The organism is Mesorhizobium sp. Root695 (assembly GCF_001428185.1).
In the GTDB taxonomy this organism is placed as follows: Bacteria; Pseudomonadota; Alphaproteobacteria; order Rhizobiales; family Rhizobiaceae; genus Mesorhizobium.
Genome location: NZ_LMHO01000009.1, coordinates 39,513 through 56,578, shown reverse-complemented (window position 1 = coordinate 56,578; position 17,066 = coordinate 39,513). Strand labels below are relative to the sequence as shown.

21 protein-coding genes are annotated in these 17,066 nt (G+C 64.5%); all 21 read left to right on the top strand.

Going from position 1 to position 17,066, the window contains the following annotated elements:
- The first annotated feature begins 31 nt into the window (after window positions 1-31).
- Window positions 32-292, top strand: coding sequence for a DNA -binding domain-containing protein (locus ASD99_RS10790; RefSeq protein WP_057143565.1), 261 nt, complete (start codon window positions 32-34; stop codon window positions 290-292).
- Between the two features lie 136 nt (window positions 293-428).
- Entirely contained in the window at window positions 429-677 is a 249-nt protein-coding gene (locus tag ASD99_RS33875; protein ID WP_082583225.1) for a transcriptional regulator domain-containing protein, read from the top strand.
- The gene (locus ASD99_RS10785; RefSeq protein ID WP_244497689.1) at window positions 649-1,194 is read left to right on the top strand and encodes a DUF2285 domain-containing protein; all 546 of its coding nucleotides are present in this window, start codon (window positions 649-651) and stop codon (window positions 1,192-1,194) included. The genes ASD99_RS33875 and ASD99_RS10785 overlap by 29 nt, the downstream gene beginning before the upstream one ends.
- 141 nt (window positions 1,195-1,335) lie before the next feature.
- Window positions 1,336-1,617: a helix-turn-helix transcriptional regulator gene (locus tag ASD99_RS10780; protein ID WP_057143562.1), complete on the top strand. Its 282-nt coding sequence runs from the start codon at window positions 1,336-1,338 to the stop codon at window positions 1,615-1,617.
- A gap of 17 nt (window positions 1,618-1,634) precedes the next feature.
- On the top strand, window positions 1,635-2,795 hold the full coding sequence (locus tag ASD99_RS10775) for a replication initiator protein A (protein ID WP_057143561.1): 1,161 nt from the start codon (window positions 1,635-1,637) through the stop codon (window positions 2,793-2,795).
- Window positions 2,792-3,280, top strand: a complete 489-nt coding sequence (locus tag ASD99_RS10770) for a DUF2840 domain-containing protein (protein WP_057143559.1) — start codon at window positions 2,792-2,794, stop codon at window positions 3,278-3,280. Before ASD99_RS10775 ends, ASD99_RS10770 begins: the two co-directional genes overlap by 4 nt.
- Window positions 3,277-3,822, top strand: a complete 546-nt coding sequence (locus ASD99_RS10765) for a S26 family signal peptidase (protein ID WP_057143557.1) — start codon at window positions 3,277-3,279, stop codon at window positions 3,820-3,822. Before ASD99_RS10770 ends, ASD99_RS10765 begins: the two co-directional genes overlap by 4 nt.
- A 70-nt stretch (window positions 3,823-3,892) precedes the next feature.
- A complete protein-coding gene (locus ASD99_RS10760; RefSeq protein WP_057143556.1) occupies window positions 3,893-4,228 on the top strand; it encodes a DUF736 domain-containing protein in 336 nt (111 codons plus the stop codon).
- Window positions 4,229-4,231: 3 nt separating this feature from the next.
- Window positions 4,232-5,005 (top strand): lytic transglycosylase domain-containing protein, encoded by a 774-nt coding sequence (locus ASD99_RS10755; RefSeq protein WP_057143554.1) that lies wholly within the window; start codon window positions 4,232-4,234, stop codon window positions 5,003-5,005.
- Between the two features lie 243 nt (window positions 5,006-5,248).
- Complete coding sequence (locus ASD99_RS10750) at window positions 5,249-6,988, top strand: relaxase/mobilization nuclease domain-containing protein (RefSeq protein ID WP_057143553.1); 1,740 nt, start codon at window positions 5,249-5,251, stop codon at window positions 6,986-6,988.
- Window positions 6,989-7,015: 27 nt separating this feature from the next.
- On the top strand, window positions 7,016-9,001 hold the full coding sequence (locus ASD99_RS10745) for a conjugal transfer protein TraG (protein ID WP_057143552.1): 1,986 nt from the start codon (window positions 7,016-7,018) through the stop codon (window positions 8,999-9,001).
- Between the two features lie 7 nt (window positions 9,002-9,008).
- Window positions 9,009-9,464: a ribbon-helix-helix domain-containing protein gene (locus ASD99_RS10740; RefSeq protein ID WP_057143551.1), complete on the top strand. Its 456-nt coding sequence runs from the start codon at window positions 9,009-9,011 to the stop codon at window positions 9,462-9,464.
- Window positions 9,465-9,558: 94 nt separating this feature from the next.
- Window positions 9,559-9,906 (top strand): type II toxin-antitoxin system RelE/ParE family toxin, encoded by a 348-nt coding sequence (locus ASD99_RS10735; RefSeq protein ID WP_082583243.1) that lies wholly within the window; start codon window positions 9,559-9,561, stop codon window positions 9,904-9,906.
- Window positions 9,903-10,220 carry a helix-turn-helix domain-containing protein gene (locus ASD99_RS10730; RefSeq protein WP_023707464.1) on the top strand — a complete coding sequence of 106 codons (318 nt, stop codon included), beginning with the start codon at window positions 9,903-9,905 and terminating at the stop codon, window positions 10,218-10,220. Before ASD99_RS10735 ends, ASD99_RS10730 begins: the two co-directional genes overlap by 4 nt.
- A gap of 215 nt (window positions 10,221-10,435) precedes the next feature.
- Window positions 10,436-11,452, top strand: coding sequence for a P-type conjugative transfer ATPase TrbB (gene trbB / locus ASD99_RS10725; protein ID WP_057143549.1), 1,017 nt, complete (start codon window positions 10,436-10,438; stop codon window positions 11,450-11,452).
- Entirely contained in the window at window positions 11,449-11,781 is a 333-nt protein-coding gene (locus ASD99_RS10720) for a TrbC/VirB2 family protein (RefSeq protein WP_057143548.1), read from the top strand. The genes trbB and ASD99_RS10720 overlap by 4 nt, the downstream gene beginning before the upstream one ends.
- Window positions 11,781-12,077 (top strand): VirB3 family type IV secretion system protein, encoded by a 297-nt coding sequence (locus ASD99_RS10715; protein ID WP_057143547.1) that lies wholly within the window; start codon window positions 11,781-11,783, stop codon window positions 12,075-12,077. The genes ASD99_RS10720 and ASD99_RS10715 overlap by 1 nt, the downstream gene beginning before the upstream one ends.
- 13 nt (window positions 12,078-12,090) lie before the next feature.
- Window positions 12,091-14,544: a conjugal transfer protein TrbE gene (gene trbE, locus ASD99_RS10710; RefSeq protein WP_057143546.1), complete on the top strand. Its 2,454-nt coding sequence runs from the start codon at window positions 12,091-12,093 to the stop codon at window positions 14,542-14,544.
- Window positions 14,541-15,299 carry a P-type conjugative transfer protein TrbJ gene (gene trbJ / locus ASD99_RS10705; protein ID WP_057143545.1) on the top strand — a complete coding sequence of 253 codons (759 nt, stop codon included), beginning with the start codon at window positions 14,541-14,543 and terminating at the stop codon, window positions 15,297-15,299. The genes trbE and trbJ overlap by 4 nt, the downstream gene beginning before the upstream one ends.
- An 8-nt stretch (window positions 15,300-15,307) precedes the next feature.
- Window positions 15,308-15,703, top strand: a complete 396-nt coding sequence (trbK-alt, locus tag ASD99_RS10700) for a putative entry exclusion protein TrbK-alt (protein ID WP_057143544.1) — start codon at window positions 15,308-15,310, stop codon at window positions 15,701-15,703.
- A gap of 1 nt (window position 15,704) precedes the next feature.
- Window positions 15,705-17,066, top strand: coding sequence for a P-type conjugative transfer protein TrbL (gene trbL, locus ASD99_RS10695; protein ID WP_057143543.1), 1,362 nt, complete (start codon window positions 15,705-15,707; stop codon window positions 17,064-17,066).

The following is a 17,066-nucleotide window of genomic DNA, read 5'->3' as shown; positions in this document are numbered from 1 at the left end:
AGGCTTTCACTCTGTGAAGATGAGGCAAGCGATGATCGAGCCGTTTGACGAAACCGCGCCGACCAGTGACGAACTCACCGAATACGATCAGGAGCACATCAAGCTCTATGCACGCCTGCTCGACGCCGCCGACGACGGCGCGGACTGGCGCGAGGTGGTCGAAATTCTCTTCGGCATTGATCTGACGAAGGAGCCACAACGCGCCCGGCGTATCCATGACAGCCATCTGGCGCGAGCGCGCTGGATGGCGCGTGCTGGCTACCGCCATCTTTTGCGTCAACCAGGCAGCTAGCACCGCCGCTCCTGTCGTTCCCGGGTGATGCCGTTTTGGCATCACCCGATGCCCGGCGAGGGTCTTCCACCAATCGCTACAACCCGGAATTGTTTTGAGGCGGGGTCTACGCGTTTCTTGCGTGAGGAGCTCTTGGATGAGGCCGGATACGTCGCATTGGCGAGACAATGCCAGCTATGATTATTTCGATACATTGCCCGTCGAAGGGCTCGCCTGGGAGTGTCTGCGGCGTCACGAACCCTATCAACGGCACTATCAGGCGCTCCTGACCACCAGGGCCGAAAAAGCACCCTTCCACTTTGAGACACAGCGGCTGTGGGGGTTGCGATTTCCCGGCCAGGCCGGATTTGTCCGCCTTGGCGCAAGACGTTCTGTGGTCGCCTGACGTCGATCCAGCTGTGGTTTCTCTCGTGCCGGCGCCGGAATTCCTGTCGTCGTTGCGATCGGCGCCTTTGACCGGTCTTGGGGCGGTCCACGACAGCCCGGAAGGACGTCACATCGTCCACAGTGCAGGCGTCGCGACCCAACTTCTCCTTCTGCCGGGCAGTGATCCGCACGGCCACGTGGCGGCGCTGATCCCCTTGGATGCAGAAACGTTGGGACGGATCGAAGCACTCACCCGTTTCTGGCGTTCCTTGCAGGGGCGCCCAACGGCTTCGGACACGCGTATGACCCCACAGCAGCGCCGCCGGTTTCGTCTGATGATGCAGGCCGCTGACGGCCGTGCGAACGGCGCGAGCTACCGCGACATTGCGGTTGCTTTCTATGGACACAAGCGCATCGCCGCCGATCCTTGGAAGACCTCGGCGTTGCGCGATGCGGTGATCGGCCTCGTCGAAGGCGCCACCGCCATGATCGGCGGCGGCTATTTGCAGATCCTGCGTCATCGCCGTCGACCATAGCGGGTCTGGCCCTGGACAGGGGGGTGGGATTTTAGCCTCCCTCAACTTCCCCATCCCTTGCGAAGCGCATTCTCCGCCACCGTGGTCCCCGTCCACCGCTGAACGCCAGCGGCTGCCAAAAACCCCACGGAGGTCCGACCCATGCGACCCGATATCGCCGTTTTGCCGCCGCGCTTCCTGCGCACCAAGGAAGCCGCGGATTTCCTCAGCCTGTCCGCCCGCACGCTCGAAAAGCACCGAACCTATGGCACGGGTCCTTCCTACCGCAAGCTCGGCGGCCGTGTCGTCTATGCCGTCGACGACCTTCAGGCTTGGGCCGAACGCGGTGCCGTCACCTCTACATCCGATCCGCGCGGTTCGGTCCTGCCGGCCAAGCGTCATACACCGTCGCCGCCGGCGCATGGCGGACGATACGCACGCTGACCGCGCGCGGATTTCAAATGGTGGCGCGAAACCAATCCCTTTCGGAGCGCGGGCAACTCGACCTGTTCCGGGCGCTGCCTGGCGACTTCGCCCCACGAGACGCGCAGGATCTCATGGCCTATCCGTTCTTCTCCCTTTCCAAGACCCATCGCGTCACCCCGATCGATTTTGCCGCGGGCAACGTCACGATCCGGGTCGAAGCCGTACCCGATCATGGGATGGCCACTATCTGGGACGCCGACATCCTGATCTGGGCCGCGAGCCAGATCGTCGAGGCGCGCGACACCGGCCTTCGTACCTCGCGCCTGATGGCCGCCACGCCCTATGAGATCCTCACCTTCGTCGGCCGCGGCAAGAGCCTGCGCGACTATCAACGCCTGAAGGCGGCGCTTGACCGGCTGCAGTCGACTACCGTCTCGACGACCATCCGTCAGCCCGCCGAGGGCAGGCGTCACCGGTTCTCATGGATCAACGAGTGGCAGGAGCGCATCGATCGCCATGGTAAACCCGCGGGGATCGAGTTGATCGTCCCCGACTGGTTCTACCAGGCAGTCCTCGATGACGCGCTCGTGCTGACGATCGATCGCGCCTATTTTGACCTGACTGGCGGGCTGGAGCGCTGGCTCTATCGGCTGGTGCGCAAGCATGGCGGACGCCAGCGCGACGGCTGGCGCTTCGACTTCCGTCACCTTCATCAGAAATCCGGCAGCCTGTCGCCCCACAAGCGCTTTGCCTTCGAGCTGCGCGACATCATCCGCCGCCAGCCGCTGCCCGGCTACACGCTCTTCCTCGAAGTGGAGATGGGCGGCCGGACGCTGCTCGCCTTCGAGCGGATCGCCTCCGGTGGAAGGCCTGTGGACAGCCTCGTGCTATCGGGAACCGGACCTATCGTGCCATCGGGAACCGCAGGCTCGTGCTATCAGGAACCCAAACGGGGCCTAACCCTTGGAAAGCAAAGCCGAAATCGCGCCCTTAACTTAGAGTCTAACCCAGAGTCTAACTTTGAAGAGCGCGCTCGTGATGTGCAAAGGCTCATCCGGCGAACCAGCGATGCACTCAGCATAGACGCCGACAAGACCTCGAATGGGCCATCGGTCTCTGACGGCAGCAGCACGGCAACCAGCGTCTCCGAAGTCCCGAATCCGCCTCTTGATCCGCGCTCGGGAGCCACCCGATGAGCGCCGCCACGCACCACGCTCGCGACGAACTCGTCCATGTCGAACTGACCTGGGTTGAGAAGAGGCAAGAGAACTGGATACGGTTCGGCACCCACGCCCAGGAACAGATCGTTGATCGTCGCCGGCGCATCCTGTCCTATCGCCCCCGCACGGTCTTCGCGTTCGTCCGCTGGGCCGCGAACGACTTCGGAACGATCATCTCACGCATCGATATCGTGCGTGCGGCCGCACGTGGCGAAGCCTATCAGACACTGCCCTTCGTGCGTCCCGGGGGCGACATCCTTCTGAAGGTCGAGAGCTGGCCCAAAGTCGAACGCGTACTGCAGGCGATCGACGCCGTCCAGGCCCTCGGCATCGAGCCCGAGTTGGTGTCGCCCGATCACTGGCGGCACATCCACAACCGGATAACCGCAGGCCACGCGCCGCGCAGCTACACACTCGACCAACATCGCGCGTTCCTGCTGCGCAGGAGGACCGAACCGTGACGCGCGCCGGGATCATCCTCGCTAGCGTTCTCGCTGCCATGGGCGTCGGCTATCCCGGCCTCACTTCGATGCCCACGAAGCTCATCTGGAATGCGTCAGCCAGCGCACCGATCGGCTTCTACACGATCGACTTCGACGGACCCTTCGAGGTCACCGATCTTGTCGCTGTCGACGCGCCCGAGCCACTCGCGGCGTTCCTCGCTGATCGCGGCTATCTGCCGATGGGCGTGCCACTCTTGAAGCGAATCCTTGGCGTATCCGGGCAAATTGTCTGTCGCTCAAACCTCACCGTCACCGTCGATGGCGTCGAGGTGGGCGTGGCGCTCGAACGTGATCGTGCCGGCCGTGGCCTACCTGTCTGGCAGGGTTGCCGCCGCATCCCGAGCGGCGAAGTCTTCCTGATGAACTGGCAGGTCCGCGACAGCCTCGACGGCCGTTACTTCGGCCTCATCTCCACAGCCCAGATCATCGGCCGCGCCGTCCCGCTGTGGACGGACGAGGGCGGCAACGGCCGCTTCGAATGGCGCGCGCCAACGCGGTGAGCGCGCGACCGGCGGCGCTCGTCGTGCCGCCAGCCTTCATCACCGCACAACTCTAGAACAGGAGCCTGACATGCAACAGATCGGGGAATTCACGCGCCAGAAGACTGGCTATAGCGGGCGCATCCAAACGCTCAGCCTCAACCTGGATATCGCCATTGTTGCGGCAGAGGCGAGCGAAACGGAGAATGCGCCTGACTACCGCGTTCACGCCGGCAACGAGGACGGCCCCGAGATTGGCGCCGGCTGGAAACGCTCCAGCGAGAAGGCCGGAGACTATGTCTCGATCCAGCTCGACGACCCGACCTTCGCGCAGCCGATACGCGCGAACCTCTTTCGCAATGGCGACGACAAGACGTCCTGGTCGCTGCACTGGGCGCGACCGCGCGACCGCAGCGAAAAGGAGTGAACGATGCGCGCTCGCCGTCCCTCGACGAGCCATCGCGGTGCGCCCGGGCCGCTTCGCGCTGCCCGGCGCATGGCTCTGCTCCTCCTTTGCGGCCTGTCCGTCGCCACCGTCATGCCGGTGGCGACAGTGGCGCAGGACTTGGCCGTCGCGCCATTGTCCCAGCGTGATCCGTTCGGCGCGCACATCGCAGAAGCCTCGCACCGCTTCGGAGTTCCGACCGCGTGGATACGCGCCATCATGCGCAAGGAGAGTGCGGGCGATGCGCGCGCCGGCTCCAGCGCTGGTGCTCGCGGCTTGATGCAGATCATGCCCGGCACATGGGATGATCTACGCGCCCGCTGGTCGCTTGGCCGCGATCCGTTCGATCCTCGCGACAATATCATGGCAGGAACGGCGTATCTGCGCGAACTGCACGATCGCTACGGTTCGCCGGGGTTTCTGGCCGCCTACAACGCGGGGCCTGCGCGCTACGAAGCCTATCTGGCCGGGCGTCCGCTACCGGCCGAGACCCGCGCCTATGTCGCAGCCCTTGCCCCGCTTGTCGGAGGCCGCGCGACCACCCGCCCTTTCGCCGTCACGTCTGTCGAGGCAATTCCCTGGAAGCACGGCTCGCTCTTCGTAGGTCAGCCGGATCGCATACAAGCTGTCGCTCTCATGCCGACCGAGCGAGCACCAAATGACGCGAGCTCTGCGCCCACCGTGCGCGATGTCTCCGCCATCGTGCCGCTGTCCGAAGGCCTCTTCGTGGCGCGAGCGGGCGAAGGGATCCAGCCATGAGCGCGCATGGGCGTTTTCGCGCAACCGCAAACTTCAGCGCACCGTGGCGTGCTTGGAGGCGAAAGGTGGGCAGAACAACCGGAAGATGGCGAGATAAAAGGCCGCGAGGTGCGGCGTCGATCGGTTGTGTAGTTTCATTAGGTTATGCCGCATTTCCACGAGGTGCGAAGATTCGGCGCGCCTCGCCTAAACACTTGTTTAGCTTTGATTTCAATGCCTTGATACGATGTGCGGATACTCGCCATGAACGGTGAGGATGGTTTCCGAATCCGCCCCGGCCGCATCCGCTCGTCTGGCGCCCAGCGCGCCAGGCCCTTCATCGCGCAGGCGCTTGCCGCCGCCCAGAAGGCCGGCGCCCGTGTCTCTCGCACCGGCCGGATCAGTCCGGGCAATCGCTCGACCTTCGGGCGTGGCCGCACGGCGAGCGTGCGCGCCAATCGTCTCCTCACCAGCCGCTCGCGCACCGTGATCATCAAGACACGGCTGGTGCGCCATCACGCGCGCGGCGCCCCGCTTGCCGCCCATCTCACCTATCTGCGCCGCGAGGGCGTCACCCGCGACGGGGAGAAGGCAAGGCTGTTTGGGCCGGAGGTGGGTGAGGTGGATGGCGGTGCTTTCGCCGAGCGGTCCGGCGATGATCGGCACCACTTCCGGTTCATCGTCTCGCCGGAAGACGCCGTCGACATGGCGGATCTCAAATCCTTCGCCCGCGACCTGATGGGCCAGATGGAAAAGGACCTCGGCACGAAGCTCGATTGGGCCGGCGTCGATCACTGGAACACCGACAACCCGCACCTTCACATCATCCTGCGCGGCCACACTGATGACGGGCAGGATCTCGTGATCTCGCGCGACTACATCAAGGAGGGGATGCGCGCCCGCGCGGCCGATCTCGTTACCCAGGAGCTCGGCCCGCGCAGCGATCTCGACATCCGTCGCAATTTGCAGCGCCAGGTCGAAGCCGAGCGCTGGACCCAGCTTGACCGGCAGCTTGTTCGCGACGGCCGCGACACAGGCGTCATCGACCTTGCCGCCGCCCCGAACGCCCAGCCCGACGAGTATCACGTGCTGAAGGTCGGGCGGGTGCGCAAGCTCGAAACCCTTGGACTTGCCGTACAGGTCGGCCCGGGCCAATGGATGATCGACGACAAGGCCGAGGCGACGCTGCGCGAGCTTGGCGAGCGCGGTGACATCATCAAGCGGATGCATCGCGCCCTGACAGAGCAGGGCATCGAGCGCGGCGCGTCGAATTATGTGCTGGCGGCGGAGCGCCTCGACACGCCGATCGTGGGTCGGCTGATCGACCGCGGTCTCGACGATGAACTGAAGGGCACCGCGTACGTCGTGGTCGATGGCACCGACGGCCGCACACATCACATCAAGCTGTCCGACCTCGATGCCGCCGACGACAGCGCTCCGGGTTCGATCGTCGAGCTGCGTAAGTTCCATGACGCGCAGGGACATGGGCGCGCAGCACTCGCTGTCCGTTCCGATCACGATATTGAGCGGCAGGTTACCGCCGCCGGCGCCACCTGGCTCGACCGCCAGAACATCGCCCGCGAACCGATTGCGTTGTCGGAAGGCGGCTTTGGGGGCGAGGTGCGGCAAGCGATGCAGCGCCGGGCCGACCATCTCGTCGAAAAGGGTCTCGGCGAGCGGCATGGCCAACGCATCAGCTTCACGCCCAACCTGATCGACACGCTGCGTCGACGCGAGTTGGAGGCGCTCGGCGAAAAGCTCTCGACCGAAACCGGCCTGCCCTTCAATCGCGCCCGCGGCGGCGAGTTTGTCGCCGGTTCCTATCGGCAACGTTTCACGCTCGCCTCCGGCCGCTTCGCCATGATCGATGACGGCCTCGGTTTCCAACTGGTGCCCTGGACGCCGTCCCTGGAAAAACATCTTGGCCGCCACGTCTCTGGCGTCGCTCGCAATGACGACGGCATCGACTGGAGTTTTGGCCGCAAGCGAGGCCTCGGCCTCTAACCTCATGTTGAAGAAAGGACCGCTTCCATGTCCGCCACCAAGATACTCTGGGGCCAGATCCTCGCGGTCGTCGCGATCGTAATTTTCACGACCTGGGGCGCGACGGAGTGGGTGGCCTGGCGCCTGGCATTCCAGCCCGAGCTCGGCAGGCCATGGTTCCGTGTCCTCGGCTTTCCGTTTTACCTTCCGCCGTCCTTCTTCTGGTGGTGGTATGGCTTCGATGCCTACGCGCCGTCGATCTTCGTGGAGGGAGCCTTTATCGCGGCTTCCGGCGGTTTCGCCTGCGTCGCCGTCGCCATCGGCATGTCGGTCTGGCGGGCTCGCGAGGCCAAGAAGGTCGAGACCTACGGCTCCGCCCGCTGGGCCGACAAGCAGGAGGTCAAGGCAACTGGCCTCCTCGACCCCGATGGTGTGGTTCTTGGGCGATATGACGGGGCCTATCTTCGCCACGACGGGCCGGAGCATGTGCTGTGCTTTGCGCCCACACGTTCGGGCAAGGGTGTCGGCCTCGTCGTCCCGTCACTGCTGACCTGGCCGAGTTCAGCCGTCGTTCACGATATCAAGGGAGAGAACTGGCAACTCACCGCAGGCTTCCGTGCCAGGCATGGCCGTGTCCTGCTCTTCGATCCGACCAATCCAAAATCCTCTTCCTACAATCCGCTGCTCGAGGTGCGCCGCGGCGAATGGGAAGTCCGCGACGTTCAAAACATCGCCGACATCCTGGTCGATCCAGAAGGCTCGCTCGAGCGGCGAAACCATTGGGAAAAGACCAGCCATGCCCTTCTGGTCGGCGCGATCCTGCATGTCCTCTACGCCGAGAAGGACAAGACGCTTGCCGGCGTTGCCGGTTTCCTCTCCGATCCAAAGCGTCCGATCGAATCGACGCTGTCGGCGATGATGAAAACGGCGCATCTGGGTGACGGCGGTCCGCATCCGGTCATCGCCAGCGCCGCGCGGGAGCTCTTGAACAAATCCGACAACGAGCGCTCTGGCGTCCTCTCCACCGCCATGTCGTTCCTTGGCCTCTATCGCGATCCTGTCGTGGCCGAGGTCACGCGCCGCTGCGACTGGCGCATCAGCGATCTTGTAGACGACAAGCATCCGACGACACTCTACCTCGTCGTGCCGCCGTCCGACATCAACCGGACCAAGCCGCTCATTCGCCTGATCCTTAATCAGATCGGCCGCCGCCTGACCGAAGATCTCCAGGTGAGGGCGAAAGGGCACCGGCTGCTTCTCATGCTCGACGAGTTCCCGGCGCTTGGCCGCCTCGACTTCTTCGAGTCGGCGCTCGCCTTCATGGCCGGCTACGGCCTGAAAAGCTTCCTGATCGCTCAATCCCTCAATCAGATCGAGAGGGCGTACGGCGCCAACAACTCAATCCTGGACAACTGCCACGTCCGGGTAAGCTTTGCCACCAACGACGAGCGCACCGCCAAGCGGGTGTCCGACGCGCTGGGAACCGCGACCGAGATGAGGGCCATGAGGAACTATGCCGGCCACCGGCTGTCGCCGTGGCTCGGTCATCTCATGGTCTCCCGCTCGGAGACGGCTCGCCCGCTGCTCACGCCAGGTGAAGTGATGCAGCTTCCCTCCACCGACGAGATCGTCATGGTCTCGGGTGCGCCGCCGATCCGCGCCAAAAAGGCGCGCTATCATGAGGATGCTCGCTTCCGGGAGCGTATCCTGCCGCCGCCGGTGCTTACGGGGACGGAGGAGGAGGGGAGGCCCGACGACTGGACGAAACTGCCTCTGCCTTCCCGTCCCGGGATTGCCGAAGCCACATCATCGCCCGCCGTCGAGGATGCGGACCTGACCGAATCCGAGCGTCGTCGGCAACCCGAGCTCAGTCGCGTCGAGCCGGTCGTGAAGCCATCGACCGAGAACGAATTCGAGATCGATCACCTCGACGACGTGGAGGACGATGTTGCCCGCAATCGTCGATTGACGCGCCTCATGCAAGGCATTGCGCGGCAGGCGTCGCTCGACCCCGGCGACGGCGTGGATATGTGAGGCTCGGATGGCAAAGTCACCCCGCAAACAACGCCTGTCCGTCTATCTCGATCCGAAGGCGATGAGCAGGCTGGTCGAACATGCGGCGCGACGTGATCTTTCGCGGTCGCTCGTCGCGGAAGCGGCCATCGAGTCGTTCCTCTCACCCGATGCCGCCGAGCGACAGGAGGCGGCGATCACCAAGCGGCTCGATCAACTCGATCGCCGTACGGCACGCCAGGAGCGCGATCTTGGAATTGCCGTGGAGACGCTCGCCGTTTTCGTCCGCTTCTGGCTGGCGACAACACCAGCGTTGCCCGAGCCCGCGGCACAGGCTGCCCACGCCAAGGCTGGCGAGCGCTATGATGCCTTCGTCACCGCGCTCGGCCGGCGCCTGGCGAAAGGTCCAAAGCTTCGACAGGAGATCTCCGAGGACATCGATGGCGGCCTGGACACCCACCAGCCCGGCAGGCCCGTGGGCTAAATGGCCCTGAGCGATATCAGGATTTTTCGTTGAAAATTATAGTCTGTATGCTATAAGGCGAGGGAGAATGAAAAACCAAAAGCCCGCAGTATGGATGGGGTCGTCGAAGGGCGACCTGCGCGAGTTTCCGATCGATGTTCGCCGGTTGATGGGTGTCGCAATCAACGACGCCCAGAATGGTGAGGAGCACCCGGCTGTCAAAGCCCTGAAAGGGTTTGGGGGCCGCAGCATCCTCGAGGTGGTCGACGACTTCGACGGAGATACCTACCGGGCCGTCTATGCCGTGCGCTTTGCCGGGGTGATCTACGTGCTTCATTGCTTCCAGAAGAAGTCGAAGAAGGGCAGGGAGACACCCAAGCACGAAATCGATCTCGTGACAGTGCGATTGAAGGCGGCTGAGGCGCACTACCGCGAAAACTATGGGAAAGGAACAAAGTCATGACAGAAGACATCACCGCCGAAGTGAGCAGCGGCAACGTGTTTGCGGACCTCGGCTTCGACAATCCCGAAGAGGAATTGCTCAAGGCCAAGTTGGCCCGCGAGATCCGCGCCATCATCAAGCGCCGGCGCCTGACCCAGGCGAAGTCGGCCGAGCTGCTCGGAATGAAACAGCCGGACGTCTCCGCGATCGTCACCGGGCGAACGGGCAAGTTCTCGATAGATCGCCTCGTGCGTTGCCTCGATCGGCTCGATTACAAGGTGGATGTTGTGGTGCGCCATAAACCTCGACGGTCAACTCGTGCTGAGGCCGCTTGATCAGACGGCTTTGCCCACGAGCGCACAATTGACGGCGAGCACCGCCCTTGCCCGAAGATCGCCGGACTTGATTACAGGTCCGCACCGCCAATCTCCTGTATTTGCACGCTACGCCACTACGCCTCGATATAGGTGTTGAAACCACTCGAGATGCGGTTCTCTTAATCATCCCCGTCCAGGGCCGCCCATGTTCCCCGGATCGAAACGGGGACACGATGGCAGCTTCGCCTCACAATTCAGAAAGTCTGGCGCGCGGCGCACGCATGCTGCGCACAGCGCTCGGACCCGCGATCGCGCGCTATCTCGACGACGCGAGCATCGTCGAAGTGATGCTTAACCCCGATGGGCGCTTGTGGATCGATCGCCTGTCCGAGGGCCTATCCGATACTGGCGAACGTTTGTCGGCGGCGGACGGCGAACGCATCGTTCGCCTCGTCGCTCATCATGTCGGTGCCGAAGTCCATGCCGGCACCCCACGCGTCTCGGCCGAGCTGCCCGAGACGGGGGAGCGGTTCGAGGGGCTTCTTCCTCCCGTTGTCGCGGCGCCCGCCTTCGCGATCCGCAAGCCTGCCGTCGCCATTTTCACCCTTGAAGACTACGTCGCGGCCGGGATCATGTCGGCGCGCCAGGCGGACACGCTGCGCCAGGGCGTTGCCAACCGCGCGAACATCCTGGTCGCCGGCGGCACATCCACGGGCAAGACCACGATGATCAACGCGCTGCTCGCTGAAGTGGCCAAGACCGCCGATCGCGTCGTCATCATCGAGGATACGCGCGAACTGCAATGCGCAGCACCCAATCTCGTGGCGATGCGCACAAAAGACGGCGTCGCGTCTCTGTCTGATCTTGTTCGTTCATCGCTGCGCCTGCGCCCCGACCGCATTCCGGTCGGTGAGGTGCGCGGGGCCGAGGCGCTCGAACTGCTGAAGGCCTGGGGCACCGGCCACCCCGGCGGCCTCGGCACGATCCACGCTGGTAGCGCCATTGGCGCGCTCCGACGCATGGAACAGCTCATCCAGGAAGCCGTCGTCACCGTTCCACGCGCGCTGATCGCCGAAACAATCGATCTGGTTGCCGTCCTTTCCGGTCGCGGCTCCGCGCGCCGGCTGTCCGAACTCGCCCGTGTCGATGGCCTTCGCCCAGACGGCGATTACCGGGTCGCGCCAGCCGTCCTCGCGGGCGACGACAGCCCGACCTTGCCCATCCAAAGCCCTGAAGGAGGAAAACCGTGATCCAACGCCTGCGCCTCGCGCGCCATCGCCTTGCCATGACAGTTTCGGTTCCCACGCTCATCCTCTTGATGGCCGCGCCCGCTCATGCCTCCGGCTCGTCTATGCCGTGGGAACAGCCGCTGCAACAGATCCTCCAGTCGATCGAGGGCCCGGTCGCCAAGATCATGGCGGTGATCATCATCATCGTCACCGGCCTGACGCTCGCCTTCGGCGACACGTCGGGGGGCTTCCGCCGGCTCATCCAGATCGTGTTCGGCCTGTCCATCGCCTTCGCGGCGTCGAGCTTCTTCCTGTCGTTCTTCTCGTTCGGCGGCGGGGCGCTGATTTGATGGCGGGCGCTGTCGAACAGGGCGGCCCAATGCCGGATTATGCAGTGCCGGGCTATACGGTCCTCGTGCACCGTGCGCTGACCGAGCCGATCCTGCTCGGCGGCGCCCCGCGCGCCATTGCGATCATGAACGGGACGCTCGCCGGCGCCGTGGGGCTGGGGCTGCGTCTCTGGCTCGTCGGCCTCGCAATCTGGGCGATCGGCCATGTTGCCGCCGTCTGGGCCGCCAAGCGCGATCCGCTTTTCGTCGACGTCGTTCGCCGGCATCTGCGCATCCCGGCGCATCTCACGGTCTGAGGGGGGCCATCGGATGATGAATCTTGCCGAATATCGCAATCGTAGCAGCCGGCTCGCCGACTTCCTGCCCTGGGTGGCATTGGTCGGCGCCGGCGTGGTCTTAAACAAGGACGGCAGCTTCCAGCGCACCGCGCGTTTCCGCGGCCCAGATCTCGACAGCGCCGTTCCGGCCGAACTAGTCGCCGTCGCCGGCCGGCTCAACAATGCCTTCCGCCGTCTCGGCTCCGGTTGGGCGATCTTCGTGGAGGCGCAGCGCCATGCCTCGACCCGTTATCCCGACAGCAGCTTTCCGGATGCGGCCTCCACGCTGGTCGATGCGGAACGAAAGGCGGGCTTCGAGGAGGCCGGCGCGCATTTCGAGTCCAGCTACTTCCTGACACTCACCTATCTAGCGCCCGCCGAAGACACCGCGCGAGCGGAAAGCTGGCTTTACGAAGGCCGCGAGAAGAAGGGCCTCGACCCCAACGCGGTACTGACCGGGTTCGCCGATCGCAGCGACCGCGTCCTGCGCCTTGTCGAAGCCTTCATGCCGGAATGCCGCTGGCTCGATGACGCCGAGACACTGACTTACCTGCATGGCTGCGTCTCGACCAATCGTCACCGTGTCCGCGTTCCCGAAACGCCGATGTATCTCGACGCCATGCTGGCCGACCAGCCGCTGACCGGCGGGCTCGAGCCGCGGCTTGGCGCGTCGCACCTGCGCATTCTCACCGTCACGGGTTTCCCGACCGCGACCACGCCGGGTCTGCTCGACGAACTGAACCGGCTGGCGTTTCCGTATCGCTGGTCGACACGCGCGATCCTGCTCGACAAGACCGATGCGACCAGGCTGCTGACAAAGATCCGGCGTCAATGGTTCGCCAAGCGCAAATCGGTCGCAGCGATCCTCAAGGAGGTGATGACCAACGAGGCGTCCGTCCTCGTCGACACCGATGCCGCAAACAAGGCCGCCGACGCCGACATGGCGCTGCAGGAGCTCGGCGCCGACTATGCCGGCATGGCCTATGTCACTGCGACAGTGACTGTTTGGGATGATGATCCCAGCATCGCCGACGAAAAACTGCGCCGGGTCGAAAAGGCGATCCAGGGCCGCGATTTCACGGCAATGATCGAAACCATCAACGCCGTCGACGCCTGGCTCGGCAGCCTGCCGGGTCATGTTTACGCCAACGTCCGTCAACCTCCCATCTCCACCCTTAATCTCGCCCACATCATTCCGCTTTCCGCGGTGTGGGCGGGGCCGGAACGGGACGAGCATTTTGCAGCGCCCCCTCTGCTCTTCGGCAAGACCGAAGGCTCGACCCCGTTCCGGCTTTCGCTTCACGTCGGCGACGTCGGCCATACGCTGATCGCCGGCCCGACCGGCGCCGGCAAATCCGTGCTTCTGGCACTGATGGCGCTGCAGTTCCGCCGTTATGCGGGGTCGCAGGTTTTCGCCTTCGATTTCGGCGGCTCGATCCGCGCGGCGGCACTCGCCATGGGCGGCGACTGGCACGATCTCGGCGGCGATCTCAGCGACGGGGCGATCGACAGCGTCAGCCTTCAGCCGTTCGCCCGCATTCCTGATGTCCCCGAGCGCGCCTGGGCCGCCGACTGGATCGTGTCGATCCTGACGCGCGAGAATGTGGCGATCACCCCAGAGGTCAAGGAGCATATCTGGACGGCGTTGACCTCTCTGGCCTCCGCGCCTTTCGAGGAGCGCACCATCACCGGTCTGGTCGTGCTGTTGCAATCAAATGATCTCAAGCAGGCACTGCGCCCTTACTGCGTCGGGGGTCCCTACGGCCGGTTGCTCGATGCCGAGCGCGAACATCTCGGATCGGCGTCGGTCCAGGCATTTGAGACCGAAGGACTGATTGGAACGGGTGCTGCGCCAGCGGTCCTGTCCTACCTCTTCCATCGCATCGAAGACCGGCTCGATGGCTCGCCGACCCTCCTCATCATCGACGAAGGCTGGCTTGCGCTGGACGATGACGGCTTTGCCGGCCAGCTCCGCGAATGGCTGAAGACGCTGCGCAAGAAGAACGCCAGCGTCATCTTCGCCACGCAGTCGCTCAGCGACATCGATGGTTCGGCAATCGCGCCGGCGATCATCGAGAGCTGCCAGACCCGGCTTCTGCTGCCGAACGAGCGGGCCATCGAGCCGCAGATCACCGCGATCTATCGCCGCTTCGGCCTCAACGACCGGCAGATCGAGATCATCGCCCGGGCGATGCCGAAGCGCGATTACTACTGCCAGTCCCGTCGCGGCAACCGGCTGTTCGAGCTCGGTCTGTCGGATGTGGCGCTCGCGCTTTGCGCTGTATCCGCCAAGACCGACCAGGCCGCGATCGCCCGCATCGTCGCTGAGCACGGCAGCAATGATTTCCTCGCTGCCTGGCTCAACCACCGTGGCGTCGGCTGGGCCGCTGAACTCATTCCCGTCCTAACCAGCCCCGCCCTCACCAACAAGGAGAAATCCCCATGAAACAGCGCCGTTCCCTTGGCATGCGGCTTGCTGCCGCCCTGCTTGTCGCTCCGGTCGCCCTGGCGCCAATGCTGGCGACGCCGGCACACGCCTTCATTGTGTTCGATCCCTCGAACTATACGCAGAACGTCCTGACGGCAGCGCGCTCGCTGGAGCAGATCACCAACCAGATCACCTCGCTTCAGAACCAGGCGCAGATGCTCATCAACCAGGCCCGCAATCTCGCAAGCTTGCCATTCTCCTCACTGCAGCAGCTCCAGCAGTCGGTGCAGCGCACGCAGCAGTTGCTCGGCCAGGCGCAGAACATTGCCTATGACGTCCAACAGATCGATCAGGCCTTCCAGCAGGAATACGGCAACGTCTCGCTGTCGGCTTCGGATCAGCAACTCGTCACTGAGGCGCGCTCGCGGTGGGGAAACACCGTTGGTGGCCTTCAGGATGCCATGCGTGTGCAGGCGGGCGTCGTCGGCAACATCGACACCAATCGCAGTGAGATGTCGGCGCTGGTGGGCCAGAGCCAGGGTGCGAACGGAGCGCTTCAGGCAACACAGGCCGGCAACCAACTCCTCGCGCTTCAGGCGCAGCAACTCGCCGATCTCACCGCTGTCGTCGCCGCGAACGGTCGGGCGCAGGCGTTGCAATCGGCAGAACAGGCCACCGCCGCTGACCAGGGCCGCGAGCAGCGCCGGCGCTTCCTGACGCAGGGCTCGGGCTACCAGCCCGGCCGTGCGCAGATGTTCTATAGCAAGAACTGAGGCCCGCGATGGACGGCAAGATCCTCGCTCGCATCGGTGCAGTCGTCTTCATCGCGGTCGCTTTGACAGTGACCGCAATCGAGATGAGCAGCAAGGACGATGAGTCTGATGCCCTTGCGACGCGGGACCGTTCCATCGCGTTACAAGACCCACTCGCGGCTGAATTGCGCCGCTGTTCCGGAATCGGGGAGGCCGGCCCTCGCGATCCCGGCTGCCTGAAGGCGTGGGCAGACAGCCGGCGCCGGTTCCTCGGTCAACGTGACTCGGCAACCGCGCCTGCTCCGGTAGCGCCGACAACGCTGTTTCCGGACGTAGCGGCGTCAGCCGACCGGAAAGAAGGAGAGCGGCCGGATGTGACCGCTCCCGCGATGCAGGTCGAGCCGCCCCGGCCGGAGATCCGCTGACATGGGCGGCATGGGCGTCATCGACCATTTCCTCGAAGTCTTCACGCGCTACATCGACGGCGGCTTCGGCCTGCTCGGCGGCGAGGTCGGCTTCATCGCCACGACCCTGATTGTCATAGACGTGACGTTGGCGGCGCTCTTCTGGTCCTGGGGGGCGGACGACGATATCATGGCGCGCCTCGTCAAGAAGACGCTGTTCGTCGGCGTCTTCGCCTATCTCATCTCCAACTGGAATAATCTCGCCCGCATCGTCTTCGAAAGCTTCGCCGGGCTTGGCCTGAAGGCCTCGGGTACGGGTTTTGCCGTCAACGATCTCATGCGCCCGGGCAAGGTGGCGCAGACCGGGCTCGACGCCGGCCGGCCGTTGCTGGACTCGATCTCGAACCTCATGGGCTATTGGTCCTTCTTCGAGAACTTCATCCAGATCGCCTGCATGTTCTTCGCCTGGGCGCTGGTGCTGCTGGCCTTTTTCATCCTGGCAATCCAGCTCTTTGTCACCTTGATCGAGTTCAAGCTGACGACGCTCGCCGGTTTCGTGCTGATACCCTTCGGTCTGTTCGGCAAGTCCGCCTTCATGGCCGAGCGGGTGCTCGGCAACGTCATTTCGTCCGGCATCAAGGTGCTGGTGCTCGCCGTCGTCATCGGTATCGGTTCGACTCTTTTCTCCGAGTTCACCGCAGGCTTCAGCGGCAACACGCCGTCGATCGACGACGCGATGGCGATCGTGCTGGCCGCGCTGTCGTTGCTCGGCCTTGGCATATTTGGACCCGGCATTGCCAACGGTCTCGTCTCCGGCGGCCCGCAGCTCGGCGCGGGCGCGGCGGTCGGCACCGGGCTCGCCGCCGGCGGCATGGCAGCAGTGGGCGCCGCGGCCGCAGGCGCCGGCGTGTCCGGCGGCGCGGCTGTCAGCGGCGGTGCAGCAGCGGCCGCCCGTGGCGGTGCCGCCACCGCGGGCAGGGCATCCACAGCCTACAATCTCGGCGCGGCCGGACACTCTGGCTTTTCCGGCGTCGCATCCGGGCTCGGCGGTGTCATCAGCGCCGGCGCCCAGGGTGCCATCTCACCGCTCAAGCGCGCGGCCAATAATGCGGCAGGCAGCATGAAGCACAGCTACCAGTCCGGCGCTCGCGCAGCCTTCGAGGCGACGGGCGGATCATCCACCGCTGGCACAATCGGCGCGGACACTGGCGAAGCCGGCTCCGCTCCCGTCGCGTCTTCCGTAGCCGAAAGTCAGCCCGCTTGGGCGAAGCGCATGAAGCGCTCGCAACAGATGACCCATGGCGTCCAGGCCGCCGCCCACGCCGTTCGCAGTGGCGACAGCCATGGCGGCGGCTCCTCGATCAACCTGTCTGAAAGAGACTAA

Bases quoted from the DNA above. Each gene is read 5' to 3' on its own strand.
- trbJ (WP_057143545.1), top strand. From the start codon at position 14,541: ATGAAACAGCGCCGTTCCCTTGGCATGCGGCTTGCTGCCGCCCTGCTT.
- ASD99_RS33875 (WP_082583225.1), top strand. From the start codon at position 429: ATGAGGCCGGATACGTCGCATTGGCGAGACAATGCCAGCTATGATTAT.
- ASD99_RS10750 (WP_057143553.1), top strand. From the start codon at position 5,249: ATGAACGGTGAGGATGGTTTCCGAATCCGCCCCGGCCGCATCCGCTCG.
- trbK-alt (WP_057143544.1), top strand. From the start codon at position 15,308: ATGGACGGCAAGATCCTCGCTCGCATCGGTGCAGTCGTCTTCATCGCG.
- ASD99_RS10790 (WP_057143565.1), top strand. From the start codon at position 32: ATGATCGAGCCGTTTGACGAAACCGCGCCGACCAGTGACGAACTCACC.
- ASD99_RS10780 (WP_057143562.1), top strand. From the start codon at position 1,336: ATGCGACCCGATATCGCCGTTTTGCCGCCGCGCTTCCTGCGCACCAAG.
- ASD99_RS10775 (WP_057143561.1), top strand. From the start codon at position 1,635: ATGGTGGCGCGAAACCAATCCCTTTCGGAGCGCGGGCAACTCGACCTG.
- ASD99_RS10715 (WP_057143547.1), top strand. From the start codon at position 11,781: ATGGCGGGCGCTGTCGAACAGGGCGGCCCAATGCCGGATTATGCAGTG.
- ASD99_RS10745 (WP_057143552.1), top strand. From the start codon at position 7,016: ATGTCCGCCACCAAGATACTCTGGGGCCAGATCCTCGCGGTCGTCGCG.
- ASD99_RS10735 (WP_082583243.1), top strand. From the start codon at position 9,559: ATGGGGTCGTCGAAGGGCGACCTGCGCGAGTTTCCGATCGATGTTCGC.
- trbE (WP_057143546.1), top strand. From the start codon at position 12,091: ATGATGAATCTTGCCGAATATCGCAATCGTAGCAGCCGGCTCGCCGAC.
- ASD99_RS10770 (WP_057143559.1), top strand. From the start codon at position 2,792: ATGAGCGCCGCCACGCACCACGCTCGCGACGAACTCGTCCATGTCGAA.
- trbB (WP_057143549.1), top strand. From the start codon at position 10,436: ATGGCAGCTTCGCCTCACAATTCAGAAAGTCTGGCGCGCGGCGCACGC.
- ASD99_RS10760 (WP_057143556.1), top strand. From the start codon at position 3,893: ATGCAACAGATCGGGGAATTCACGCGCCAGAAGACTGGCTATAGCGGG.
- ASD99_RS10755 (WP_057143554.1), top strand. From the start codon at position 4,232: ATGCGCGCTCGCCGTCCCTCGACGAGCCATCGCGGTGCGCCCGGGCCG.
- ASD99_RS10740 (WP_057143551.1), top strand. From the start codon at position 9,009: ATGGCAAAGTCACCCCGCAAACAACGCCTGTCCGTCTATCTCGATCCG.
- ASD99_RS10730 (WP_023707464.1), top strand. From the start codon at position 9,903: ATGACAGAAGACATCACCGCCGAAGTGAGCAGCGGCAACGTGTTTGCG.
- trbL (WP_057143543.1), top strand. From the start codon at position 15,705: ATGGGCGGCATGGGCGTCATCGACCATTTCCTCGAAGTCTTCACGCGC.